19 protein-coding genes are annotated in these 26,513 nt (G+C 45.4%); 7 read left to right on the top strand and 12 right to left on the bottom strand.

Annotation, left to right across the window (positions count from 1 at the left end):
- Nucleotides 1-5: 5 nt before the first annotated feature.
- Entirely contained in the window at nucleotides 6-1,076 is a 1,071-nt protein-coding gene (locus BGK61_RS17880) for a response regulator (protein WP_014997244.1), read from the top strand.
- Nucleotides 1,073-2,047: a sensor domain-containing diguanylate cyclase gene (locus BGK61_RS17875; RefSeq protein ID WP_014997245.1), complete on the top strand. Its 975-nt coding sequence runs from the start codon at nucleotides 1,073-1,075 to the stop codon at nucleotides 2,045-2,047. Before BGK61_RS17880 ends, BGK61_RS17875 begins: the two co-directional genes overlap by 4 nt.
- An 11-nt stretch (nucleotides 2,048-2,058) precedes the next feature.
- On the opposite strand, the gene BGK61_RS17870 is transcribed toward BGK61_RS17875, so the two are convergent.
- The 6 genes from BGK61_RS17870 to rapA form a co-directional block, all read right to left on the bottom strand.
- Nucleotides 2,059-4,245, bottom strand: a complete 2,187-nt coding sequence (locus BGK61_RS17870; RefSeq protein WP_076012422.1) for a hybrid sensor histidine kinase/response regulator — start codon at nucleotides 4,243-4,245, stop codon at nucleotides 2,059-2,061.
- Between the two features lie 86 nt (nucleotides 4,246-4,331).
- Entirely contained in the window at nucleotides 4,332-5,678 is a 1,347-nt protein-coding gene (locus BGK61_RS17865) for an AmpG family muropeptide MFS transporter (RefSeq protein WP_076012421.1), read from the bottom strand.
- A gap of 43 nt (nucleotides 5,679-5,721) precedes the next feature.
- The gene (locus BGK61_RS17860) at nucleotides 5,722-6,045 is read right to left on the bottom strand and encodes a hypothetical protein (RefSeq protein WP_014948188.1); all 324 of its coding nucleotides are present in this window, start codon (nucleotides 6,043-6,045) and stop codon (nucleotides 5,722-5,724) included.
- Nucleotides 6,046-6,187: 142 nt separating this feature from the next.
- Nucleotides 6,188-7,075, bottom strand: coding sequence for a DUF3530 family protein (locus tag BGK61_RS17855; protein WP_076012420.1), 888 nt, complete (start codon nucleotides 7,073-7,075; stop codon nucleotides 6,188-6,190).
- 171 nt (nucleotides 7,076-7,246) lie between these two features.
- Nucleotides 7,247-7,963, bottom strand: coding sequence for a bifunctional tRNA pseudouridine(32) synthase/23S rRNA pseudouridine(746) synthase RluA (gene rluA / locus BGK61_RS17850; protein ID WP_076012419.1), 717 nt, complete (start codon nucleotides 7,961-7,963; stop codon nucleotides 7,247-7,249).
- 49 nt (nucleotides 7,964-8,012) lie between these two features.
- Nucleotides 8,013-10,886: an RNA polymerase-associated protein RapA gene (gene rapA / locus BGK61_RS17845; RefSeq protein ID WP_076026122.1), complete on the bottom strand. Its 2,874-nt coding sequence runs from the start codon at nucleotides 10,884-10,886 to the stop codon at nucleotides 8,013-8,015.
- A 303-nt stretch (nucleotides 10,887-11,189) separates the two neighbouring features.
- Between rapA and BGK61_RS17840 the strand changes: the two genes are divergently transcribed.
- Nucleotides 11,190-11,972 (top strand): DUF4019 domain-containing protein, encoded by a 783-nt coding sequence (locus tag BGK61_RS17840; RefSeq protein ID WP_076012538.1) that lies wholly within the window; start codon nucleotides 11,190-11,192, stop codon nucleotides 11,970-11,972.
- Between the two features lies 1 nt (nucleotide 11,973).
- On the opposite strand, the gene BGK61_RS17835 is transcribed toward BGK61_RS17840, so the two are convergent.
- Entirely contained in the window at nucleotides 11,974-13,341 is a 1,368-nt protein-coding gene (locus tag BGK61_RS17835) for a hypothetical protein (RefSeq protein WP_108721597.1), read from the bottom strand.
- 200 nt (nucleotides 13,342-13,541) lie between these two features.
- On the opposite strand from BGK61_RS17835, the gene BGK61_RS17830 reads away from it, so the two are divergent.
- Nucleotides 13,542-15,617 (top strand): extracellular solute-binding protein, encoded by a 2,076-nt coding sequence (locus tag BGK61_RS17830; protein WP_076012536.1) that lies wholly within the window; start codon nucleotides 13,542-13,544, stop codon nucleotides 15,615-15,617.
- 290 nt (nucleotides 15,618-15,907) lie between these two features.
- Complete coding sequence (locus BGK61_RS17825) at nucleotides 15,908-17,305, top strand: PhoH family protein (RefSeq protein ID WP_014978266.1); 1,398 nt, start codon at nucleotides 15,908-15,910, stop codon at nucleotides 17,303-17,305.
- A 75-nt stretch (nucleotides 17,306-17,380) separates the two neighbouring features.
- On the opposite strand, the gene BGK61_RS17820 is transcribed toward BGK61_RS17825, so the two are convergent.
- The 3 genes from BGK61_RS17820 to BGK61_RS17810 form a co-directional block, all read right to left on the bottom strand.
- Nucleotides 17,381-18,391, bottom strand: coding sequence for a hypothetical protein (locus BGK61_RS17820; protein ID WP_232298256.1), 1,011 nt, complete (start codon nucleotides 18,389-18,391; stop codon nucleotides 17,381-17,383).
- Between the two features lie 83 nt (nucleotides 18,392-18,474).
- Nucleotides 18,475-19,860: a siroheme synthase CysG gene (cysG, locus tag BGK61_RS17815; protein ID WP_076012540.1), complete on the bottom strand. Its 1,386-nt coding sequence runs from the start codon at nucleotides 19,858-19,860 to the stop codon at nucleotides 18,475-18,477.
- 130 nt (nucleotides 19,861-19,990) lie between these two features.
- A complete protein-coding gene (locus BGK61_RS17810) occupies nucleotides 19,991-21,784 on the bottom strand; it encodes a DEAD/DEAH box helicase (RefSeq protein WP_076012535.1) in 1,794 nt (597 codons plus the stop codon).
- 304 nt (nucleotides 21,785-22,088) lie between these two features.
- Between BGK61_RS17810 and prsT the strand changes: the two genes are divergently transcribed.
- Complete coding sequence (gene prsT / locus BGK61_RS17805) at nucleotides 22,089-24,863, top strand: XrtA/PEP-CTERM system TPR-repeat protein PrsT (RefSeq protein ID WP_076012534.1); 2,775 nt, start codon at nucleotides 22,089-22,091, stop codon at nucleotides 24,861-24,863.
- Between the two features lie 114 nt (nucleotides 24,864-24,977).
- On the opposite strand, the gene BGK61_RS17800 is transcribed toward prsT, so the two are convergent.
- Nucleotides 24,978-25,832 carry an ion transporter gene (locus tag BGK61_RS17800; protein ID WP_076012533.1) on the bottom strand — a complete coding sequence of 285 codons (855 nt, stop codon included), beginning with the start codon at nucleotides 25,830-25,832 and terminating at the stop codon, nucleotides 24,978-24,980.
- A 209-nt stretch (nucleotides 25,833-26,041) separates the two neighbouring features.
- Between BGK61_RS17800 and BGK61_RS19645 the strand changes: the two genes are divergently transcribed.
- Nucleotides 26,042-26,200 carry a hypothetical protein gene (locus BGK61_RS19645; RefSeq protein WP_014997260.1) on the top strand — a complete coding sequence of 53 codons (159 nt, stop codon included), beginning with the start codon at nucleotides 26,042-26,044 and terminating at the stop codon, nucleotides 26,198-26,200.
- Nucleotides 26,201-26,301: 101 nt separating this feature from the next.
- Here the strand turns inward: BGK61_RS19645 and BGK61_RS17795 are convergent.
- Nucleotides 26,302-26,513: integrase core domain-containing protein (locus tag BGK61_RS17795; protein WP_157888798.1), on the bottom strand; the 212-nt coding region annotated here is incomplete at its 5' end.

The following is a 26,513-nucleotide window of genomic DNA, read 5'->3' as shown; positions in this document are numbered from 1 at the left end:
TTACCATGAGTACTCCAATATTAATATGCGACGACTCAGGTTTCGCAAGGCGCCAGATGGCGCGCAGTTTACCTGATGGGTGGGATGTAGACATCTCTTTTGCCGAAAATGGCGAGCAAGCCCTTGAGCTTATTCGCGAAGGTAAGGGAGATGTTGTATTTCTCGATTTAAACATGCCAGTAATGGATGGCTATCAAACCATGGAAGCCATTCGTCAGCAGGATCTACCTTGCTTAGTGGTTGTGGTTTCTGGCGATGTACAAGTGCAAGCGAGAGAAAAAATGCTTGCGCTTGGCGCGTTGGATTTTATTCGTAAGCCTATCGATAATGACAAGCTTAGCCACATCTTGACCTCGTACGGGATTTACAGCGGAGAGAGTCATTCATCCGGAGCGAGCTTAGAAAAAGCGCAAGGCGAAGGCGCTTCCAATGCCGTTTTAGCAAAACCCCAGATGAGTAAAGAAGACCAATTAGACGCATGTCGTGAAATGGTCAATATTGCCATGGGGCGTGCAGGTGAAAACCTCGCTCAGTTGCTAGGTGAATTTATTGATTTACCCATTCCTAACGTCAACCTAATTGAAAGCAACGAACTGTCTATGGCGGTTGCAGAAATTAATCGTAACGACAGCGTATCGGCAGTTTCAAAAGGCTTTATTAGTGAAGGGATAAGCGGCGAAGCGCTGGTCATTTTTAACGACACAAACTCTCAAAACATCGTTGAGCTATTAAAGTATCCGCCGTCGGCTTCCTCAGACAAACTAGCGCTAGAAGCACTAATGGATGTTTCCAACATTCTCATCGGTGCCTGTTTAAACGGTTTGTCTGAGCAGTTAAATGTCGCCTTTAGCCACACGCATCCGGTGTTACTGGGGCAGCACCAAGGACTATCAACGCTTTTAAGTGATAACGTGCAGCGTTGGGGTAAGCTCATGGCTATCGAAATAGGTTATGCCATTAAGGCCAGAGATATTTCCTTTGACCTGCTGTTGCTATTTCCTGGTGATGCCATGAACCATATCTATTCTCGGCTGCTCGATGATGACGCTGTCACACAAGACAAGGAAGGTCTATGAATGCTTCAACAGATGCGCTTGCTACAGGCGCTTTAATGAGTTCATCTCAAGTGCCTGAAGAATTACTTGATTCCATTGAGGTTGGTATTGCGGTTCTGGATCGCAACTTCAAGGTTCAAGTGTGGAATAAGTTTCTTGAAAACCACGGTGCAAAAAAAGCGGAAGCAATTATTGGAGACAGCCTCTTTGCTCATTTCCCCGAGATAGAAGAAAAGTGGCTTAGAACCAAAGTTGACCCCGTATTTAACTTAAAAAGCCCGGTGTTTATTATTTGGGAGCAGCGCCCTTACTTGTTTAAGTTTGGCTGCAACCGTCCTGTAACCAGCGCCGCAGAGTTTATGTACCAAAACGTGACTATGTTTCCTATCGTTGATAAGCGTGGCAGCGTAGAACGATTTTGCATGCTGGTGTACGACGTAACTGAACAGGCGCTTGGCAAGCAAGGAATGGAACATCTTAACGAAGAGCTGAAAACAGCAAGTCGTGTAGATGGCCTGACAGGTCTTTTTAATCGTCGTTATTGGCAAGAACGCTTTGATGAGATGCACAAGCTGTGTGTGCGCAGAGAGAAGCCAAGTACTGCGCTTATGCTCGATATCGACCACTTTAAGCGCATTAATGATACCTACGGCCATCAGGCTGGGGACAAGGTCATTAAGATGCTGGCAGCGCTGATTAAGCGCTGTGTACGGGAAACCGACCTTGCAGGGCGTTACGGCGGTGAGGAGTTCGCTATTATTTTGAATGATTCATCGGTCGAAGATGCCAAGGTCGTTGCCGAGCGTATTCGTCAGCTTGCTCAGCGGTTGGTTGTCGAGCACGAAGGCGAGTCGATAAGCTTTACGGTAAGCCTTGGTCTTGCACAGTTTTCTTCTGATTTTAAAGGAGCAATGGCTTGGCTAGAATGCGCAGACCAAGCGCTTTATGAAGCAAAGGAAAAAGGTCGAAATCAGTATCGCGTTTATGCTTAGGGCTTGTTGAGTCAAAGCGCTAAGCGCAATGTGTTTTTAAGCTCTTGAAAGGTAACCGGCTTCACCAAGTGGTAGCGAACGCCAGCCCGAAGTGAAGCTTCTTTATCGTTCCTGTGGGCATTCGCCGTGAGGGCAATAATTGGAAGGTCTGGGTGGCCCTCCTTCATAATTTTAGCGACTTCCAAGCCATTGATATCCGGCAGATTGATATCAAGCAGCACGCAGTCGAAAGCATTTTCATTCACTCTACTAATTGCATCGTCTCCCGTGTAACTTACAGTGACCTCGTGCCCCATACACTGAAGCATATATTCCACCATCTCCGCGTTAATAGGCTCATCTTCTACGACTAACACATTAGCCTTTTTTGAACTCTCAATAGTTTTTGCATTGCTAGCGGTAAGGTGGTGCAGCGCATCCACGAACCTGTTTCTATCAATGGGCTTAACAAAGCTTTGGTAAATGGGTAGTTCGCTGTTGGCAATAATATTGGCAATGTCTGGCGTGGCCGACAAGACAATCACTGGTGGGACTCGTTCGCCAAATATGGCCTGAAGGGTTTTTACTAGCTCAAGGCCGTTCATGCCCGGCATATACAAGTCGGCAATAATGCCTGAAAACTGCAGTATTTCTTCGTGCAGGTTAAGCAAGTTTGCGCCAGATGAAAACGAGCGCGCACTAAAGCCTTCCTTAGTGATTATCGACTGTAAATGCAGTCTCGAAATTTCCAAATCGTCAACAACGGCAAAGATAGCGTTAGATGGCGTGGCGTTAGTAACGGGAAGCTCGTCTACAGGCTTTAAGGGAAGGAGAATTTTAAACTCTGAGCCAACCCCCACCGTGCTGGTAACTTGTAACGCTCCACCCAGCTTATCAATACTACGCTTCGCTACAGATAAGCCGATACCGGCACCTGGGAAGCGTTGCCCAGTTGAATGTTCCCCTCGATAGAAACGCTCAAACATGCGTTTTTGCGTTGCCTCGTCAATGCCAATACCCGTGTCGCTGATAATAATAACTAGAAAAATTCCCTGATTTTTTACCAGCGTAGTGACCGTGACGTCAATCAGTCCATTTGCCGTAAACTTAACGGCATTATCAAGAATGTTCACCACTACTTTTGAAAGTGCAACAGGATCGGTTTCAGCGAAGTGAGGTACACTGTGACTACAGTGCATATTAAATTCTATCTTCTTGTCTTTCACTCTTACAGAAAAAGGCGAGATACATTCGTCGAGTAAACTGATCAAATCAACTTCTGAAAAGTGAAGGTCGTCTTCAGAGTTGTTACTTAACACATCGGTGAGGCTGTTGGTAAGGTTGAGTAGCCGATAGCTTGATTGCTCTGCCTGCTGAATTAATCTGCTGCGCTGTTCTTCCATGTTAGGAATAAGCTCAAGAGCACTGATAATTGCACTTATTGGCGCTCGGAACTCATGGCTAATCAGCTTCAGAAATTCCTTGTTCTGTAAATCTCGTTCGTCATCGACAATCGCAAGCCTTAGTTTAGACCTTACAAACTTTTGAGGTGATTTATTGATGTTGCTTCTGAAAAAGAGCCATGTAACAAAGTACCAAAGCACAATGATAATCACACCAAAAATAGTGGTAAGCAGCATTTTATGACGTAATTCCTGAATACGGAGCAGTACCGCTTTTTCTTCCGCCTGTATGGCTGTAACCATTGGTAAGAGGCTGAATTGCTGTTGGATATATTGTGCAGTCTCAGACGGTGGAACTTCAATCAGTGTATGGAGTAAGTTCAGGGTTGTTTTAGCAATATGCCTTGCGGATGCGTGAGCCAGGCCTTCCTCTGCACTTAGAAAGTCCTCCTTCGACAAAACTAGGGGGCTAATTAGTTGATCTGAATGGTTGTTAAGATACTCGGAAACGCTTTGATAGCTGACTTGAAGCTCTCGCTTTAAAATAGCATAGGATGCGGCAGTCGGCGTGGAACCGCTTTCCATCAGAGTTTTAAACTGAGTGAGCCTGTGCTCGGTGGCGAGAATGCTATCTTCTAAATAACTTTGATGTTTTAGGGAAGTTATGAGTGTTTGTTGTTTGCTCATTAATACAAGCAACACCACTATGGTAATGGTAGCTATTAGCAGCGCAGTCGCATTCACTTTAGGAAACGTGAATGCACGCGAAGTATATGATGAATTGCGTTGCGACTGACTGGCCTTGTTCGAGCTCAACGTTCTTCCTTGCAAATACATTGCGGTAGAGTTACCTACCTTAAATGTAGGCAACTAATGCTAACTTGCAAGAAAGTAAGATTAAATTACGTCGCTTCTACTTGCTTTATATGATGTCTAATTGAGTATAGAAAGCAGAGACTTGGAATCACCATAACTGCCGTAAGAATAAAGAATAAACTCCAATTACCTTCTAGGCTGTCTACTACCAAACCGCTACTTGAAGCGACCAGAGTTCTGCCCGCTACACTGAGTGACGCCATAAGTGCATACTGAGTCGCGCTGAATGCGCGGTTACATAAGAGCGAAATGAACGCCACCATTGCCACGGTACTCCACGCTCCGGTAAAGCCATCGACGATAACTGTTATAGCCAGAAGCGATGTAGATGGGCCTGTCTGCGCAATCAGTGCAAATAGTAAGTTCGACGCCGCCATTGCCACGCCTGCAATCATTAGCCCGCGGTAAATACCGTAGCGAATGTTTACCAAACCACCTAGCAGTGAAAATACAATGGTTACCCACCAATTAAGCAACTTTGAGTAGGTAGCGATATCGCTATTAGAAAAACCAATTTCTTTATAAAAAACGATACTCATACGGCCTAGAAAGGCTTCGCCGATTTTAAAAAGAAAAATGAACAACAAAAATGACGCCGCTAACTTAACACCGTTGCGATTGAAGAACTCAGCGAAGGGTGTGATCAGCGTAGATTGAATCCAGTGAAAAACGGGAGACTGGTTTTCATTCTTGGCCGTTATCTTTTCTAGCAAAGCATCGCGGTCAATTTGCGGTTCGTTAGCAAAGCACGTGGCGCACATCAATAAAGCCATGAGAGCACCGAGTAAAAGATAGATGTTTGGCCAAGTCCAAGATGTCATGTCAGCCAAGAAGAAGGGGATAGCGCCGAGCCCGCCATAACCTGTCCACCATCCAGCGGTAGCTACCGAAGACGCAGCTGACATGCCATCTTTGTCATCTTGCGCGATACAGTCGATACGAAAACCATCAATGGCGATATCTTGCGTGGCTGAGGCAATAGCAATGAGTAAACCAACCAAAGCAACATAAAACAAATCTTGGTCGGTAGTGAGTTGAGACATGACTAGACACAGCAAAACTACACAGCCTTGCATGGCGAATATCCAACCTCGTCGTTGACCTAACAGTGGGGGCTTGATCTTGTCGACAAGTGGAGACCAGAGAAAATTAAAGGAATAAGTGGCAAAGATAATACCGAATAAGCCAATGGCTGAGCGAGACAATCCTTCATCTTTCAACCAGGCAGATAGCACTGAGCCAATCATGATCCACGGAAAGCCACTGGAAATACCGAAAAGAAATATACTGAGGTATCGTCTGTCGTTAAACGTTTTTAAAGCATTAAGCAAAACTGCAGCCTTGGATGGGAAAACAAAGGCATATTGAGCCACGAACCACAGTGAGAAGCAATAACGCGTTGAAGTGAAAGTTTTACTATGGGCGAATGCCAACGCAGTCTAAGGGGCAGTGTCCCAAACCTTCAAGGAAATTCACGCAGTTGTTTAACTCATCAACCAAAAATTGGTCGTTAATTAGCTTGTCTTCATTCCAGTAGTGTACTTGATGAAGTAAGTGCCAAAAAACTCGCTCTTTCTGCGTGTAGGGCTGCGTTAAGGTGTAATCAATTTGCCCCCATTCTTCCATACTATCCCAAAAGAATAGTTCGATCTCCTCGATAGGAAGCTCTCCTTGCCAAAATGCTCTCAAATAGAAACACAGCTGTTTTGCTTTGTTATCTACGAAATCTTGAACACTCACAAGTTACTCAACCGTTTATGTTTGCTAAAAGTATTATAGTTCATAACAATTTTACTGCTTAGGACAGAGGCTTGCTATTTACACCCTAAAATTTAGGTAATTGTTTTGGATACTAATTTAGCGTAATGGGTTAATGAGAGAATTACCAGCCTAGGTGCCGTGTCCAGCCGATAGTGCTATTTGCAACTAGTTGAATGTGAGGGGGTTTCTGAAATTCCTTTATACTAAAGGCTAATAAATTACTTGGAATAATTATCTGACGATAGTGCATTTTTAGTGCATTCTTCGCGCTTACTTTTCGCTTTTGCGTAGTGCTGTTCGCCCAGTCATTAAATCCACTGAGTGACAAATCTAATATTGGAAAACTGGATTGCGCTATATTATCTATAACTAATGTATTCGTTGTCTCTTCTGGCCAAAAAGGGGAAATGGCGACAAAGGTGTCAGGGTGTAGCTGAGGTTGTTTCTCCACGACAGACAAGTAGGTTGTAGCAAGCATGCCTTGCGCAATTACCATTCGGTAGCCAGCTCTGTCTTGTAGATAATTATTCAGCGCGTTCAGCTGCACGTTAAGTGCAGAAGTTGAAGATTCAAAGTTGAGGTACTGGGTAAGTTGATTGCTTCTTGGATGGATACTCTCTACCTGCGTGGCCGTTGACGCTTCACTTGGGCCTGTTGCGCTGTCGGTTTCTTCTAACGTGTTTTGAGGGGAAGTAACATCCACAGGTAAATTAAACGGGCTTATCACTACATTCCAGCCTTTTTCAGCAAGCAAATTGGCAAGGCTGTGTCCTTGAGAAAGCGTTAGGCTAGAAGGAAAAGGCTCAGTGAGGATGATGGCCACACCCAAAGGTAATGGTGTTTGCGCTTCAATTTCTATAATGGGGGCTTCTACTTCGCCAATCATCAAAGGTTTTACTTCTCCTGGCAAATAGGCATGACTCACGTCTGTGAAAAAGTCACAGTGAGCTGTCATAGGCAGTAGTGAAGCGATAACTGCAAATGTTAAAAGAAGAGCGTGCCTTTTCATAAAAAAGTGAAGTGCCTTTCGCTATTACTCTGATTCGTGCGGGAGCGCCAGCGCGAAATCAATTTAACCACTAAATCGTTCTATCAAGGATATCGGCAAGTTAGTGTAAAACTAAAGTCAGTGCGCAAAGCAATCTGATAACAGTAATTAAAGTAGGATAGCGCTTTTATGCTACTCAATACTTAGTGAAAGCGCTTCGGGTCGATAGTGGCTAAAGGGAATAGGAGTTTGAAAGTGCTGCCAATGCCCATGTGTGGGGTGTGAAAAACTTAAGCTTTCCGCATGTAGTTGTAAGCGAGGTGCCATGGATAGCGCTTCTTCATGGGCATAGAGTCTATCCCCTAAAATGGGGTGACCTAAAGCAAGCATATGCACGCGCAGTTGGTGAGAGCGACCGGTGATGGGATAAAGGGCAACGAGAGAATATGGCTGCCCTTTTTCATCTTGCGTGCGCTCGACAACATCGAAGCGCGTCACTGCTTTTTTACCGCGCTCGAAGTCTACTATCTGCTTTGGCCTGTTTGGCCAGTCGCAAATGAGTGGAAGATTAACCTCTCCGCTGTCTTGTTCTACATGCCCATGAACACGGGCAAAGTAACGCTTCTTGGTTTGTCGAAGCTCAAATTGTTTTGAAATATGACGGTGGCTATCTTTGTTAAGTGCCAGCACCAGGATACCCGATGTCGCCATGTCTAACCTATGGACAACTGTGGCAGTGGGGTACACAAGGTTTACCCTGTTAATCAAAGAATCGCGGTGCTCTAATGCTTTACCCGGAACGCTCAATAGCCCGCTAGGCTTATGCGCAACTATCATATCGTCATCTTGATACAAAATATCAAGATAAGGTGTCATCGGCGGGTTATAAACAAAACTTGGGTTAGCCATATGTACTCGTTGCTTCACTATCGCGGTTGTGATGGTTCACGTTTCTCAGTTACGGGTTGTTCACCACAATTCGAATGGCGTCCAGCTGCACGTCAGCCTCTTGAATAACTTTATCTAAGGCATTCATTTGGGTTTCAATAAACTCAATTTCGCTGTCGCGAACAGCTGGATTGCGCTTTTGAAGGTCGCGTAGGCGCTGTATTTCTTCGTTAAGCGTGCTATGCATATTGTTAAGCGCGTCGTGTTGCTTTTGATTCGCCTGCTGGTGGGCAAGCTTGCGCGCCTTCTCAATGGCAAGTTCAAGGGGCTGCTGTAACGCTTTTAAAAGTTGCGCAGAGATCTTACGACCAATTTTACGCTTAACATCGAAGCTTAAATCAGACGGATTGCCTTGCGCGTCTAAACAAACTCGCACTGGGGTTTGTGGCAAGAAGCGGCCTAGCTGAAGTGATTTCGGTGCTTGGGCTTGCAGTACGAACAGCGCTTCTATCCAGTAAGCGCCCTTCGGTAAAGACGGCTCGGCAATAAAGCCCATGCTGCTTTTACCATGTACGTCAGTGAGTACAACGTCAATGGCAGTATGTACCAGCGGGTGGTCCCAACTTAAAAACTGCACGTTCTCTAGTGTTGTGGCAACGCGACGTTTGTAAGTCACTGTCATGCCTTCTGGGTCAAGACCTGGAAGCTGGCTCACCATCGATTCTGTTGGCATAAGAATAAAGCAGTCATTGCCTTTTTCATCCTGCTGAACACCGATAGCATCGAAAACGCGACCCATAAAGCGCGACAAATCTTGCTCGCTATCAAGGGTAATAATATCTTCAAGCAGTTGCTCTACGCGGCCTTCGCCCGAGGCATTAAGCTCAAGAAGACGATCGCGACCGGCTTCAAGCTGCGCCACGAGCTGGCTATTTAGCGTAACACTCATGTTTACTAGCTCGTCACGCGCGCTCATATCGTCAGGGTGTAAACAAGCACCAATAAGCAAAGGCTTAACATCGTCGAACACGCCAGAGCCCGTAGGGCAAGTTTTCTCGAAGGCATTAAGCCCTTCGTGATACCAATCTAGCAATACGTGCTGCGCGGTTTTCGCCAAATATGGCACGTGAATTTGTACGGTTTGAGTTTGTCCAATACGGTCAAGACGACCAATACGTTGTTCCAGCAGGTCAGGCGTAATAGGTAAATCGAACAGCACCAAGTGGTGTGCAAACTGAAAGTTACGTCCTTCACTACCTATTTCACTACATAATAGAATTTGTGCGCCGTCTTCCTCATCGGCAAAGTAATGGGCCGCCTTGTCGCGCTCGACAATGCTCATGCCTTCGTGGAATACGCTGTGGCGAATGCCGGTTTGCGTGCGAATAACCTCACCCAGCTCCTGTGCTGTGCGGGCACTTGCGCAAATAAGCAGAATTTTTTCTGGCTTAACGCTTTGCATGAAATCAAGCAGCCATTCAACGCGAGGGTCGTGTTTAGTCCAGCTGTTAACCACACTTGCCATACGTTCAGGATACAGTGAATAGGTTAAGTCGCCGCCGCTCACTGCATCTGAATAAACCTCAGGTAAAGCCAGCTCGTAAGCGCTTAATTTACGCATCGGAAAGCCTTCGATATTGGCTCGGCGGTTTCTAAACAGCATACGACCGGTGCCGTGACAGTCGATAAGTTGATGCAATAGCGCGTGGCGATTTTCTGGTGAACTTAAGTCCCCCGCATGTTCCATTACGTCAGGCGCGAACTCAGCAAGTTTGCTGCGCTGTTTGTCGTTAGGCTCGGCGTCTGAAAGTAATGGCGCTACCGCATCGGCAAGCTGGCTGTATTTCGACTCTTCATCTAAGAAAGCGTCGTAGCTATGGAAGCGAGCCGGGTCAAGCAGGCGCAAGCGTGCAAAGTGGCTTTCGTGGCCAAGTTGATCAGGCGTTGCGGTAAGCAGTAATACACCAGGTGTTTTATTGGCTAACGCTTCAACACACAGGTATTCAGCAGATGGCGCTTCACTTGACCATGCAAGGTGGTGGGCTTCATCGACAACCATTAAGTCCCAACCTGCAGCTTGAATTTGCTGCTGGCGTTTTTCACTTTTGCTTAGAAAGTCGATACTGCAAAGTACCAGCTGATCGTTTTCAAATGGGTTCACAGCGCTTGCATCAGACGTTTCGTCATCTTCGAAGCCTTCGCTTAGTCCTTCACTCTTCTCTATCGCTTCGCAGCGGCTTTCGTCGTAAATGGCAAAAGGAAGGTTCACCCGGCGTAGCATTTCAACCAACCATTGGTGCATAAGCGAGTCTGGAACCAAAATAAGCACGCGCTCTGCGCGGCCTGTTTTAAGCTGCTGGTGAATAATTAACGCAGCTTCAATGGTTTTACCAAGACCTACTTCATCGGCAAGCAGAACGCGAGGTGCATGTCTGCCGCCTACCTCTGATGCAATGTGCAGCTGGTGCGGGATAAGTGAGATACGTGCGCCAGCAAGGCCGATAGTGCTAGAGCGTAAATAATCGTATTGATAGTCGAGAGCACGTTCGCGTAAGTCGAACCACTTTGGGTTGTCCAGTTGCTGACTGAATAAACGCTTTTCAGGTTGGTTCAAGCGGATGTGGCTGTCTAGCATGGTTTCAGGTAATCGGGCCTGCGCTTTGGTGTCTTCGCGAAGTCCGTGATAAATGAAAAGCCCTTGGCTTTCTTCTTTTTCAGTAATGGTCATTTCCCAGCCGTCTTGGCTTTTGACCGTCTCGCCAATTTCAAAAATTAGTCGCGTAAGCGGGGCGTCTTGTTTAGTGTATTTTCGCGCTTCTCCCGTTGCTGGATAAAGCACTTCTACTGAACGGAAATCGCTGCCGATAACGACACCTAACCCCAACTCTATTTCTGTGTTGCTTAACCAACGCTGACCAACTGAAAATTGACTATCTGAACTCATAAATCACCAACCTGTTTTTCGGGGGGCGGTATTGTACGCATTGCGTTGTGATAAGTCATTAATACTAGCTCATTTGATTTACGGTTGCAGGAAGGCGTGATTTTCTATCTCGCTAATACGCGGTATAAATGGTTTACCACCGAAGCTTAGTGAAAAAATGAGTGGCGTTAACATGTCCGTCAGACTTGCTTTGTCACAGGGTTGGCGTAAAACTGTCGTATCACTGACCATGGATATTTCTTACTGTTAATGGCGTTACGTTATAAACGTATGTGTAGCGCAGCTAACAGGAGGAAGCGCGAGATGGATATGAAAGTAGACAGTCAAAAGCTTATACAACTTCGCAATGCTAAGGCATGGAGTCAACAGCATCTGGCAGATGTGTCTGGATTGAGTTTGCGTACTATTCAGCGCATTGAGAAAACGCAATCTGCATCGCACGATTCGATAGGTGCACTTGCTTCGGTATTCGAAATAACACCCGATGCGTTGTTGATGAATGAATCAAGTGCAGTTACTCAACATGCTCAAGCGCAGCAAGCTTCAAAGGCAGGCGAAAATGCGATATCTCATCATGCAGACCAGCACCGAATTAATCGCCCAACGTCCTTGAGCCCCAAAAATGTTCTTTGGCTTACGCTTGCGCTCGCCATTAGCCTATTCGTTGCTATTTACTACGCGCAAACGGTTAATGCGAATAACGGTAGCAATCAGATAATAGAGGCGGGCAAGCCAGTCAATATAAGCGACGAAGTCCTGGAAAGCGCCATAAACTGGTTAGAACTTATCGACGGCGGTGAGTATGCCCAAAGCTGGGAAGAGAGCGCTGCTATTTTCAGGAGCAGTATTTCGCAAGCAAAGTGGGTTGAAGCTATGCAGTTAGTCAGAGAGCCGTTAGGCGATGCTAAAAAGCGGGAACTGGCTGTTGCGCAAGCGCCATCATCGTTTCCGGGACTGCCCGAGGGTAACTATCTTCTCTTGTCTTTCTCGACTGACTTCGATGCGAACACCACCATGAAAGTGGAAACCCTTTCTATGGTGGAAGTTGATGGTGAATACAAGGCAATAGGCTACTTCATCAAGTAGCCTACTGATTCATTTGGTAAAGCGCTTCAATACCTTGAATGGCCTTTAGAGCATCATTACTTGTTGCATCATTAATGGCGTTCATAAGTTCAGGTGCGTTGTAAGGTTCTAGCAACGTTAAAAACGTTGTGGTGCCGGGTGGCATGCCTTTGCTCACTGCCTTTTGAAGTCGCTGCCATACTGTGAATAGCGACTCTTCACCAAACGTTTTTTGCTGAACCACATTGTCGATGGCGCGGTGCATTATCATGCCGCACGAGTAGTAAAGGTTGAAATGCCCAGTTTTGTAAGCATTGGCAAGCGTGGTTTGCTCTAGCCCTTCAATACAGCTTTCAAAGGCGCGGATTGTGCGACTTTCTACATAGCTGCCGGTATCTTCGTACAGGAAGTTCATTGCCAGTGCTGCAAAATAATCGGCATTGCCTTCGTGCAGCCAAGATTGCTCATTATTTTTTGATACACCGTCGGTATTCCCTGGCTGATATAAATGTGCAACTTCGTGAGCAAAGAACCAAAGCGTTTGGTTAATGAAGTTTCTGTTATTGGCCTGTTCGTCTAAATCTTGCCTGTTCCAGTGCATAAATATCTGATTGGGTAATGTGCCTCCTTGTGTAGAGTGATCATCTACGTTTGCGTAAGAGGCTAGTAGCATAGGTTTTTCGCCTCTAAGTGGATTAAGAGAGTGGGAGAAAAACGCCATAATTTTAGGTATGTCTTCTTCTAGCGAAACCTTAATGCTTTCGGGAAGCCCAGCGTCAATTAACGCAACCACGTTCTCGGTAATAATTGGTTGTTGCTTACCCACATACACGTTTCTCCCGTCGTTGTTATCTATCCACGACACACTTCTCTGGGCTACCTTGCCATTCAATATAATATGTTCATCACTTGGAACGGTAAGTGTCAGGTGCCACTCATTATCTTCTTCAGAACAAGTATTAGCGCAAGCAAAAAGCCGCCCGGTATGGATGGCGTTACCGCCATCTGAAAAGGGAGAAAAAGGTGCGTAGTCTTTGCCTAAATGCTTGTAGGTAGGAGTTAGTAAAAAAGTTACGGTTGTAAGCGGTTTGCCAGATTGAGAACGCACAACTTCTTGATGGGAAGCGTCGTCATAAGCAATCTTAATATCACTATCCTGAGGGAGCCAGCGTGTTGTTCGTGACCTATCGGGGTTTCGAAGAAAAACTATCTGTTCTGCGGGCTTGTCTAGTCTATAGGTTACTGTCCATTCAGGTTTGTCGTTGACCACGACTTTTTGCAATTCAGCTGAAATAGGGCTTGCAAAGCTCACAGTGCTGCTGGCAACGAGAAGGGCTGATAGAAAGAAAACCACGAATACTGTGTTTAAACTTTTTAAAGCGTGACTCACTGTCAAATTTATCCTTTTTTGCATTAATACATGGTTTTATATCAAACAACATAATGCAATTACACAAACGGCTCAACGCACTTCTTATTTTGCCGAACATTAAAAAAGTAGTTTTATTGAATCTATTGCGTTCTTTGGGAGGCGAGTTGTGTTTTTATCTGCTATTTAACATACATCTTTAAGATAACGGAGCTTGTCAGGTGCCAAAGGTAGGGTGTTTTTTAGTAAAGGGTCATTGGAAATCTGCAGTAAAAAATACGGTCGTCGCCTTTTATAGTTTTGTCGTTATCTCATTGAGCTACAGCCAATTCACTTTCGCTAGCCCTGTTACTTTAGCAACTTCAGATCTAAGCCCGTTTAGCAGTCAGTTTGACCTTTCAAAAGGGTATATAAACGAGATAGTCAGCCAAGTCTTCGACGAGCTTAACCTGCCTGTAGAGTTTGAATATTTTCCTCATGCTAGAGCTGTCATGTTGGCGGAAAAGGGGTCTGTAAATGGCGTTTTTCCTGTCCACGAGAACGAGCGAACAACAAGTGAATTTTTTCTGTCTGCAGCAATACCTGCGGGCACGAGCGGGTATCTCATTAGGTCAGATTTTAAAGGTGACTTTGCATTAACCAAAGACGCCGCAAGTCTCTTGAAACGCAATGAGTTGAAAGGCGTAGGGTATTTACGGGGAACCCGGTTACCCAGCGTTAGTGCGGATGATAAATATTTTAGTTTCTATCCGGGTATATCAGCCAGCAGCCTATTAGATCTGCTGGATAAGAAGCGAATAGATGTTGTATTTATTGATAAATATAGCGTTAAAGAGGCGTTGGTTAATGAAAGGCCCAATCTAATTGGAAAGCTAGTCTTTATCCCTAAACTTGAAGAGAGTAATACTTTTCACCTAGCGTTTTCTAAGCAGTTTCCAGAATCCACTCACATGTTAAAGCGATTTGATTTAGCGTTGAAAAAGCTAATGCAAAACGGCTTTTTAACCAAAACGCTCGAAAAATACGGGGTGTATGACAAAGCAATCGAAAGCGAAAATGCACTTATTATAGGGGCGCCGGACATCAACGCTATCGTTCATGCGAAGGAGTTTCTCGAAAAGTATGACTCGGCTTTATCACAGCTAAATATCCAATGGCGGATAATGGATGAAACGGTATTGCGGCGTCGCTTACTGGGGGATTTTTCGGTTAATGAAAACAGTTTCGACCTAGTTCTTATCGGTAATTACGGCATACCTATTTGGGCGAAGCGCGATACCTTGGTTCCTTTTAATCAGCATCCTGCTGACTATGATATAGACGATATCATCCCTGCCGCAATACAAGCGAACAGGGTTGACGAGCAGCTTTATGGCTTGCCGTTTGTAGCAGAAACAACGCTGACTTTCTTTCGCAAAGATCTGATAGAAAATGCCAACCTTACCATGCCAACTGCACTGACTTATAGGGACTTAATATCGTTAGCAGAGAGTATACATAGTCCTGAAAAAGAGGTGTATGGAATAGGTTTGAGAACTAGGGTCGGCTGGGGCCAAAATATGGCGCTGGTAAGCACCATGGCGAATACGTATGGCGCTACCTGGCTAGATGAAAAGATGCACCCTCAGTTAAATAAAAAAGAATGGTTCGACGCAGTAACGACGTATGTTCACTTGGTTCGGCGTTTTGGCCCGGACGACAAAGATGACTTGGGGTGGCAAGAAAACCAGCGGCTTTTTGCCGACGGCAAATTGGGCTTCTTCGTAGATGCCTCTTCATTGGGAGGGGCTTTATTTGACGAACGATTTTCCCGTGTAGCGCCACACATTGGTGTTACTTATGCCCCTATTGGCGTTCAACGCAAGGGAGCGCAGTGGTTTTGGTCGTGGAACTTTGCTGTACCCAAACTATCCCGATACACAGAAGAGGCGCAGGAGTTAGCGCACTGGCTCACTTCAAAGCACTTTATTTCTGAGGTTAAGAAAGCTCGCGGAGAATATGCAGCACCATCTGGAACCCGGCATTCGACCTACACCCCTGCTTACCAGGAAGCCTTACCCTACGCCATTTTCGAGTATCAGGCGCTTAAAGCGCTAACGAGTGACACTACAGAACAGTCTATGATTGGGAAGCAATTTGTACCAATTCCGGAGTTTACCGCGATTGGCTATGCGGTGGGGGCACAAATCAACGACGTTATTGCCGGTAAAAAGACGGTTAAAAGTGCATTAGAGAATGCTCAGAATCAGACGCAGATAATTTTAGAGCGGGCTGGTTATTTTTCTAACCATAATTAACGCTCAGAATGTGACGGTGCACGCTATTACTGTTCATAGGTAAAGGAAAAATAAAAAAGAGAAAAACAGTGCGAAATCTCAAAAACTGGATTATGGTGGAATTAAGGGTTCGTTAAATTTACCGCGAACTCCCGAGGCAGAAAGTGTAGTACTGCTTCTCAGTCGACGCGAGTAGGGGAAGAAGTCCTGTTTCGAGCGGCATTCTTCTACGACCGTAACTGTAGCTTGTTAGCGCGTGCGTTCATAAATGAACAATACGTCTAGCCTGGCTTTATTTACCGGAGTGAAGGATGCCAAGAAAAAATTCTACCGATACTAAGATTTACGTCCTCGATACCAATATTCTGCTGCACGAACCTCACGCTTTTCTCTCATTTAAAGAACACGACGTGGTTATTCCAATGACCGTATTGGAAGAGCTCGACTACATCAAAGACAGCAAGAAAGACGTGGCGCGAGATGCGCGGGTATCCATTCGGGCGATGGAGGATTTGCTCCACGATGCAACACCGGAAGATATGCTTGCCGGTGTATCAATGGAAGGGTTGGGCGCAGGGCAAACGGCACCTACAGGGAGTTTATCTATTTTTGCCGACCTCAACATGGTTGAGGCTCAACAAGTGTTCACCAGCAATGAAAACGACAACCGCATTATTAACGTAGCGCTACATCTGCAGAAGACTTTCGCGCCGCAGAAGGTCGTGTTGGTTACTAAAGATTTAAACATGCGCCTTAAAGCGAAAGGAGCAGGCCTTGCGCATGTTGAAGATTATCGTACCGATCAGCTTATTACTGACATTAAATATCTATCTCGCGGGTTTCACACCTTTGAAGGTAACTTTTGGGACAGCGTAAAGAGCGTGGATAGTCGCAGCGAAGGACGCGATACGATTCACACCATTCCCAAGTCTATGTTGCCAGAAGCGTATGTAAACGAGTTCCTACTAGATGAAACTAAGCAATTTGCTGGCTTGGTAGAAGAGATTACCGACGATCACTTAGAGGTGTTGGATTTAGGTTACGAACGCTTAATGGGTCGCCACGCGTGGGGCATAACGCCTAAAAATATCGGGCAGGCAATGGCACTTCATGCGCTGCTAGACCCGCATATTGATATGGTGATCCTTACCGGCCCGGCAGGTAGTGGTAAAACACTCCTTGCGCTAGCAGCGGCCCTTGAGATGGTGGTAGAGCGCAATATGTATGACAAAATCATCGTTACGCGCAGTACACCGGAAATCGCAGAGTCTATTGGCTTTCTACCGGGAACGGAGGAAGAAAAAATGCTGCCTTGGTTGGCCGCTATTACCGACTCCCTTGAAGTGCTTCACAAACACGATGAAAACACTAAAGGCTCCATGAATTACATCATGGAGAAAGCGAATATTCAGTATAAATCGGTGAACTTTATGCGCGGACGAAGCATTCAAAACGCTATTGTGATTTTGGATGAGTCGCAAAACTTAACGGCCTCACAACTAAAAACCATCATCACCCGTTGTGGTGAGGGAACTAAACTGATAGTGGGCGGGAACTTGGCGCAGATTGATAGTAATTATTTAAGTGCAGTTACCTCGGGGTTAACCTATCTGGTTGAGAAATTTAAAGACTTCTCAGGCAGTGCTACCATCAATTTAGATGGTGTGGTCAGAAGCCGACTTGCAAGCTTTGCAGAAGAAAACCTCTAACCAGGTAAGGTAGACAAAGTAAATATGATAGGCGAGTAAGAGCAATAGTTACTCGCCTATATCACTCCCACCTAGCTACTCTATTGCTTCTACTTGATAACGTCCTGTTACGATAAAGCGCTCTGCATCTTCAGAAACTTGTCCAAAAGGAATAAGGGCTGGGCCTGTTGGGTCGTATAGCACATAGGTGTCACCATCGTGTTCTATGGTTCTATCTTCTGCCATTGGAGTTAGCGCAATGCCAAGCAGGGCATGATTAGGAAGAAATACAATAATCATCTTGGTGGAGGGCATGAATGCTCTTACCATCGATGAAGCCAACACCGCTTTACTGTCACAATCCCCAAGGTTTTGCATGAGTACACTGACAGGCGGTGCATAGCCAGAGCCATTGCTCACTACTCTATCTTCTAATGTGTCGTAGGGGATACTTTGCAGCCAACTAAGAATTAGCGAAAAATACGCTCTAGAATCAGACTCGGAAGCGACTTTTTCGTAGAATGCCTGCGATGCTGCCACCAAAGGCTTAACCGACTCAGCGACATATCTTACGTGGTCTGGCTTAATTGCTTGTTGGTTAAAAAGTGTAGTGAAGCGAGTGAAATAGTGAGCGTGTAAGTATTTGTCATATTCACGCTGCTGTATTTGCTTCAAGTTAGCCAGTATTTCCTCAACAGCTTCCTCGTTAGTACCTTTTACTTTGATATCTATCGACTCTCGCTTTGGCGTTATTTTTACGCGGGCGGTTCTTGGGTTAATCTTTTTGGCTTCTTCCATGAGCGCAACGGTGACATGCCGTTGGGCGATTTTGGCTTTGTAATTGGCCTGCCTCGTTGGAGCATCTTTCAGTGCGCTTTTAGGTAATTCAAATGTAATCGACTGGCGTTCATTTTCAATGTCTAACCACTCGTAGCTGAACTTGACGCCCGTATCGGTTTTCGTCTTTTGATATTTTAGCTGTTCGCTGTATGCGCCGGATGACAGTAGAAGGCCTGAAAGTAGCAAAAATACGCCCGCCAGCCTTGAGCTACAAAACGAGTGAAAGCAAAGCAAAGAGGCTTTCTTATTCAGGGCTTTTCTAAACACTGGGCGGCGCACCATACTCTATAAGTTCATCATCTTATAGAGTATGCGCGTATACGCCTAAAAAACAAGGCGACACTCGTTACCTATTCTTGAAACCAATTTAACTCGTCGTGAAGACTTACTACGCTTCCAACAATAATGAGTGTAGGGGGTTGAAGTTGGGCTTTTTCTTGTTTGGCGACGATATTTTCCAGTGTGCCAGTTAGCACTTGCTGCTTCTCTGTTGTTGCAGATTGTACTAGTGCAATAGGTGTTGTGGCGTCTAAACCGTGCTCAATCATCTTCTCGCAGATAATTGGTAGACCCGTTAACCCCATGTAAAAAACTGCAGTTTGATTTTTTTGCGCAAGGGCAGGCCAGTTAAGGTCTATAGTACCGTTTTTTAAATGTCCGGTGGCGAACACTACGGATTGGGCATGATCCCTATGGGTAAGCGGAATGCCCGCGTAGCTAGACGCTCCACTTGCTGCGGTGATCCCAGGAACTACCTGAAACTCAATTCCATGCTGAATAAGGGTTTGAATTTCTTCTCCGCCGCGCCCGAAAATGAACGGGTCACCGCCTTTTAAACGCACCACGCGATTGCCTTTTTTGGCTTCATCAACCATTAGTTGGTTAATGTCGTCCTGAGGAAGTGTGTGATTGCTTTTAGCCTTACCCACGTAGATTTTTTCTGCGTCGCGGCGCACCAGTTCCAGAATTTGTGGCGATACCAAGCGGTCGTATACCACTACATCGGCTTTTTGCATTAAACGCAATGCGCGAAATGTCAGAAGATCAGGGTCACCTGGACCTGCCCCTACCAGATAAACTTGGCCTTGCACTTTTTTGTCTTTAGCGGCGGCGTTTAATGCCAATTCAAACGCATCATCGGCCTTTTTGTCCTGGCCTTTTTCCACCATTTCAGCAATATCGCCATCCAGCATGTCTTCCCAGAAATAGCGTCTGGCGGTTACACCGTTAAGTGTTTGCTTTACCTTTTCGCGGAATTTTTCAGAAAACGCACCAAGCCGGCTTAAATTGGCAGGCAGTACCGTTTCTAATTTCTGACGCAAATAACGAAGTAGCACAGGCGCTACACCGCCACTACTCATGGCAATAATAATGGGCGAGCGGTCGACAATAGAGGGGGTAATAAATTGGCAAAGCGGCGTATTATCTACCACGTTTACCAACACTTTGTTAGCGCGAGCCAGGTCGTGAATATGCTGATTAACATCGCCTTTATCGGTGGCGATGAAAACCATGTCTTTATGAGTAAGGTCGCTATTTTCGAACTCGCGTTCAATCAGCGTTACTTTTTCGTTTAATGCTAGCTGCTTGACCGTATCGCAAACCCAAGGCGCGATTACGGTAATGGTCGCAGGCGTCTTCATAATAAGCTCTAGCTTACGGGCTGCTACCTCACCGGCCCCAACAATAAGGACATTAAGTTTTCTGGCATCTAGGAATAACGGAAAGTAATCCATAAAGGTTTTCTTAGCTTCAAATACAAAAAAAAGAACTGACACTATTTTGCGCCAATTCTTTTTAATTAGAAAACAACGAAAACAGCCTTTATATTGCTATTAGTTATATAAAGGCTGAATGTATTGCTATTTAGTTCTTACGCTTACGGTTTTCGCGATCTCCGCGATTAGGGCGGTCTTCACGATTGCCGCGAGGCGCTCTGTCACCACGGTTACCACGATCGCCACGACCTTTAGCTGGTGGCGTGTCTGACCATTCGCGAATGTTCAGGCGCTGACCCGCAACACGAGTACCTTGTAGGGTGTCTCGAGTTTCTTTTGGCATGCCTTCAGGAAGGTCAACTGTACTGAAGTTATCATAAATTTCGATAGCGCCAATGTGCTTAGAATTAATGTTAGCTTCATTAGCAATAGCGCCTACGATATTACCTGGCTTAGCACCGTGTACGTGGCCTACTTCAATGCGGAAGCGCTGCATACCTTCCTCAGGCTTGCGGTTGCCGCGAGGAACTTTTGGCTTTCTTTCGCGACCGTCACGACCGTCACGAGCATTTCTGTCACGGCTATCGCGCTGAGGCTTGCTATTAATATCTGGACGATCTGATTCTTTAAGAATTAACGGTTCGTCGCCTTGCGCAATTTTAAGCAGTGCTGCCATCAATACTTCAGGAGACGCTTCGTTTTCTTCTTTAATCATCTCAACAATAGGCATTAATGATTCAATGCTATCGTCTTGGGTTGCTTCGGCAACCGATTGTTTGAAGCGGCTTAAACGGGTTTCGTTAATTTCGCTGATTGAAGGAATTGGCATTGCTTCAATAGGCTGCTTGGTGGTCTTCTCGATAGAGAATAACAAGCGCTTTTCACGGTGAGAGATAAATAGGATCGCATCACCTTGACGACCAGCACGACCCGTACGGCCGATACGGTGTACGTAAGATTCGCTGTCGTAAGGAATATCGTAGTTAATAACGTGGCTTACACGCTCAACGTCAAGACCACGCGCTACTACGTCGGTAGCAACAAGAATGTCGATCTTACCCTGTTTAAGTTTTTCAACAGTACGTTCACGGGCAGCCTGAGGAATATCACCGTTCAGCGGCTCTACATCGTAACCACGAGCAGATAGCTTATCAGCGAGTTCAACCGTTGCCGTTTTTGTGCGTACGAAAATAATCATGCCGTCAAACACTTCCACTTCCATGATACGCGTTAGCGCTTCAAGCTTGTGGTGCGGTGCAATTTGGCAGTAACGCTGGCGAATGGTGCTAGCCGTACTTACCTTAGACGCAATTTTAACGTGCTTAGGGTCTTTCAAGTAACGCTGAGTGATCTTCTTAATTGGGCCAGGCATAGTTGCTGAGAATAAGGCCGTTTGGCGTTCTTCTGGTGCGTGGCTAAGAATAAGCTCAACATCATCAATAAAGCCCATGCGAAGCATTTCATCAGCTTCGTCTAGAACTAGGAACTTAAGCTCGCTTAAGTCTAGTGTCTTGCGCTTAATGTGGTCGATGATACGGCCTGGTGTACCCACAACCACTTGAACGCCGCGTTTAAGCTGGCGAATTTGGTTGTCGTACGACTGACCGCCGTATACTGGAAGTACTTTAATTTTTTGACTAAAGCTCGCATAAACCTGAAACGCCTCTGCAACCTGAATAGCTAGTTCACGGGTTGGGGCCAATACCAGTAATTGCGGCTTACGTTGCTCAGGATCGATATTTGCCAACATAGGCAGGGCAAACGCAGCGGTCTTTCCTGTCCCTGTCTGTGCCTGACCGAGTAAATCGTGCCCTTCAAGTAAAAGAGGAATACTCTCTGCTTGAATAGGAGACGGTTTCTCGTAGCCAACTTTTTCAAGGGCTTGTAAGATAGGTTCTGGTAAATTGAGGTCTTTAAATGTCATGTCGACAGTTGTGGTCATTAAGGGTCCTGGTGCATTAAGTAAGGAGGGTGCGGCATACGACTAAACCGTTCCGTAACGGTTTACTAACGCAAGACGCTATACAGCGGTTAACTAGCACATGAGGCGAGTTTAATTGGCTTATTTCTAGCGTATTTCGCGATATGCTTGCCAGCAGTGTTGCAAAAACCCATATTATATTCGAATAATGGACAGGTTGCCACGAAATTGCACAATTTCGATGAAATAATAGACAGCGCGCACGTGTTATTTTCTATATGTAGCGATGTGACAATAAAAAGTTGAGGCAGGGCAAGGAATTACAATGATAAAAAATAATCCCAATACATTACTTAAACGCACGACGTTGGCGGTGATGCTAACCAGCGCGCTTTTGTCTGGTTGTAGCGAAAAATCAATGGAAAGCCACTTGGCAGATGCAAGGAACTACGCCTCTTCTCAGCAAATTGACGCCGCTATCGTAGAATATAAAAATGCCATTCAAAAAGCGCCCGATGCCGCATCGCCACGCTTTGAACTAGGTAAGCTGTATCTACAGCAAAGTAATTTTTCTGCTGCCGAAAAAGAACTCAACAAGGCAATGGAGCTAGGGCATCCCGTAAGTCAGGTCATTCCTCTATTGTCGTTAGCCTACCAGCAGTCAGGGGCAGAAAACGCCTTAGCTGAAGTAGATTATCGCGCAGAAGGTATGACAGCCGTTGAATCAGCTGAGGTGGGCTTTTACAAGCTTCAGGCATTAATGCAGTTGGGCAAAAACGAAGAGGCCCGCGCGTTACTGGAAGATTTATCGACATTAGATACCCGTTCTATTTATAAAGGCTTAATAGACAGCTACACCTATGTTCTAGATAACGATGTGGAAGGAGCGCTGGCTGCTACGCAGAAGCTGCGTGAACAAGCACCTACGAATAAAGATGTATTGCAGCAGCTGGCAAAAATTTATCTTCAAAAAGGCGAATCAGAAAAAGCCGCAGAAGTGTATGGTGTGTATGTTAATCAATTCCCTGGCGACGTAACAAGTAAGTTTGCTTATGCTGCATTGCTGATAGAGACAAGAGAACTCGATAAAGCAGAGCCTATCGTTGATGACTTGTTAGCTCTTAATGAAAATCATCCGCTACTTAATACCTTTAAAGGAATTATTGAGTCGGCCAACGAAAATTACGCAAAAGCCTTAAAACACCTTGAGATAGCCGTTCAAAACGGCAGAAGTGACCAAGTGGTGCGTTTGGTTGCGGGCTTTAGCGCCTACCAAATACAAGATTTTGAAGCTGCGCAACGTCACCTCACAATGGTTGCGTCTAGCCTTCCAGACAACCATCCTGGCCTTCGCATGCTGGCAGACAGTATGTTGCAGTTAGGTGAGAACGATGAAGCGCTAAAAGTGTTAGCCAGAGTGAAAGGTGAAGAAGGTGTTGATGCTGCGTTATTCTCAAAAGCTAGTTACCAGCTGTTAAAAGACGGCAATGTGGTTGGCGCTAAGCAAATGGTGGAAAAATCTGAAGCGGTGAGTACCACGGCAGAGGATCTCTCTCGTTTGGGTGTGCTGCAATTGTCGTTAAACGATGTCGATGGCCTTGTGAATCTTGAACAGGCCGTTGAAAAGTCGCCAGAATCAGTGACGTCACAAGCCACGTTACTACGAGCTTACATTGCTACCAACCAGTTGGAAAAAGCAAAAAGTGCTGCCAAAGAGTGGCACGGACAATCGCCTGACACCGCCGCGCCACTTATCTACTTAGGCAATATCGCTACCGCAGAAGGAGCTTATCAAGAAGCCGCCCAATACCTCGATAAGGCAAGCAAACTGAAAGGTGCTGAAAATGAGGTAGTTTACTCTCGCGCAAAACTACTGGTAGCAGAAGGCAAAAAAGATGACGCGATTTCCTCTCTTCGCGCGTTCATTGATAAGAACCCTGCCGACGTGCCTGCGTTGGCGCTGTGGTTTGCGTTAGCCACTGAAAAAGGTAACGCAGAGCAAGTAATTAAACATACCCAACAACAGTTTAACGCTAAAAAAGGCGACCTGAATTTAAGACTTTTACTTGCAAGAATGTATTCGCTTAACAACCAGCTTGATAAAACGGTTTCGCTTTTAGCTGATGTAGAAGGGAATGAAGCGTCACCGCAAGCGTTTTGGAATCTAAAAGGCCAAGCGCTCATCGCAACTAACAATTTGAAAGATGCGACAGCGTTCTTTGATCGCTGGCTATCGTTTTACCCTCAAGATAAAAACGCGGTATTGGGAAAATTGTTAATTGTTGATTCGCAAAAGCAATTTGAACAGGGGCTAACATTAATAAATAAGGTATTAGCTAAACGTCCTGACGCACAGCTAACTTTATTGAAAGCATACTTCCACAGCCGTCTGGGTCAGGCTAAACCTGCGTGGGACATAATAAATAGTACCGCTGAAGAGGTAAGAGCGCTGCCGTTTGTAAGAGGTGTGATTGCACGTTTGTATCTTATTGATAACGCGCCAGAGCAAGCGGTAGAGCATGCAAAAGCTGCTTATGACGCCACACCAAACTCTGACAATGCTTTGTTATTAATGGCAGCGTTAGAGATGTCGGATAAAAAAGCTCAGGCCTATACGTTCCTTGAAAAACACGTTCAGATGCACAGCAACGACATCCCAAGTGCAATGCTGTTAGCCGAGCGTCAAATTGGCAAAGACCGAGCAGCAGCCATTAAAACTTATGAACAGGTGCTAGCTAAAACGCCAGATAATTTTGTCGTATTAAATAACCTGGCGTTTTTGGCGCTGGAAGATAAAAAACTTACCCGAGCAGAAGAGCTCGCTAAAAAAGCGGTATCACTGCAGCGAGAGAATGCAGATGCTGCGGACACGCTAGCGCAAATTTACATTGCTAAAGGTGATAAAGCCGCAGCGCTTAAACTGTACGAGGAAGTCGCTGCACGTCCTATTGCCAATGACGATGTATATTTAAATTATGTGAGTGTATTACTTGAACTCGATAAAAAGGCGCTCGCCTCGCGCAAGCTGGCAAGCCGAGAATTTAAGTCAGAGGCAGCCAAGCAAAGAGCGGAATCACTTAAGCAGCAATACGGGCTTTAGGCTCGCCCGGGCGTATCTTGCTTTAGCTTAAATCTAGGCATCACCATTTTTGAGAAACTAAAAAGGCCACATCACTGTGGCCTTTTTCAATTGCGCTATTCGGATAGAACGTATTTAGCTGTTTTTGTTTACCGTGCTATTCTGATTATTAGCGGCAAGCTGTGCCTTCAGCTCTCGCAATTCTTGCATCACATCTTGAAGGGTTGGCTCTATGTTCCCTTGGGCAATTTGCTCTTCAAGTAAAGCGGCTTCTTTTTCTGCTCGTGCTTTTTCGTTTTCTCTTTCCATCACGTTCACTACGATACCAATCACCATGTTTAAAAACGCGAAGGCGGTGAAGAAAATAAAGGTAAGGTAGAAAATCCAGCTTAGCGAATAAATCTCCTGGGTCTCGTACATTACGTCAGTCCAATCTTCGAATGTCATAATTCTAAAGAGCGTTAGCATTGAGATAGTGATATCGCCCCACAGTACAGGGTTGATGGTTTCAAATAAGGTACTGCCTACTGCGGCATATATGTAGAAGATGATAAACATTAACAGCATTACGTAAGCTAATTGAGGCAATGCTTTAACCAAAGACACTAACAGGATCCTAAGCTCGGGGATGATCGAGATCATACGCAGGACGCGGAATACTCGCACCAAACGAGCGATAAGTGCCAGCTCAGTGTCGTCTGCAGGAATGAGGCTGATGACCACAATCAGTGTGTCAAACCAGTTCCAGAAGCTTTTGAAAAAGTAACGCTTACGTTTTTCAGCTAAAAAACGAATGGTGATTTCTGTTAGAAAGAAGGCACTGATAAACCAATCTAAAAATAGTGTTACTGACGACATACCAGCTGGCAGTTCATAGGTCTTGGCACCTACGAGTAGCGCTGAAATAACAATAACGCTTATTACAAAGGCTTCGAACCATTTATTGGCTCGTATGCGTTCAAATTTATTTTGAAGTTCAGAGGCTTGCATTTCTATTTATCACTCAAAGAAAAACCGAATAGCCAAAGGGCTTGTGGTAAGCGCCATTGGCTGTATACTAAATAATCAGGAGTGCAGCGTACGCGCACTTATTGCATACAAATGTAGGGGCACAACGGGCGTTTTAAACCTGTCTCGTCGCACGTTACCTAAACGTTTATCAAGCCGAATACACAGGCTTAAAAATAAAGGGCATAATCATGGATGATGAATTACGGTTGTTGCAAGAGAAATTGCATCGCGTAGCGGAACGCTTGTCTAACTTCGCGCCCACAAAGCAAAATGCAGAAGCCTTGCGTATGGAATATCGCCAACTGCTAAGCGCACTTAAGAAATATACACCTACATCGCCAACTTAATCATCACTAGCATCGCCCTTTTTCGCGACTTAGCATCGCATTTCTTCAGGTGCCATATTATCTCAGTGACTAGTCCTGAAATAGGTTGACACTTATTTCGGTTAAAACGCCCGATGTATTTCATCGGGCGTTTTGTATTTAAGGGCCAGATGTGGCCTCCTACCATTATAGATAGCTACTGACTCTGCAACCATCTTTCTCGCTTCTTCTAAATCTCTTGGCTTATGGAGTAAGTATTCATTTTTAAGAATACCGTTTATCCGCTCTGCAAGGGCGTTTTGATAGCAGTCGTAGCCATCTGTCATTGAGCACT

Source organism: Alteromonas abrolhosensis (genome assembly GCF_001953635.1).
Taxonomy (GTDB): Bacteria; Pseudomonadota; Gammaproteobacteria; order Enterobacterales; family Alteromonadaceae; genus Alteromonas; species Alteromonas abrolhosensis.
This window is presented reverse-complemented; position numbering and strand designations above follow the sequence as displayed.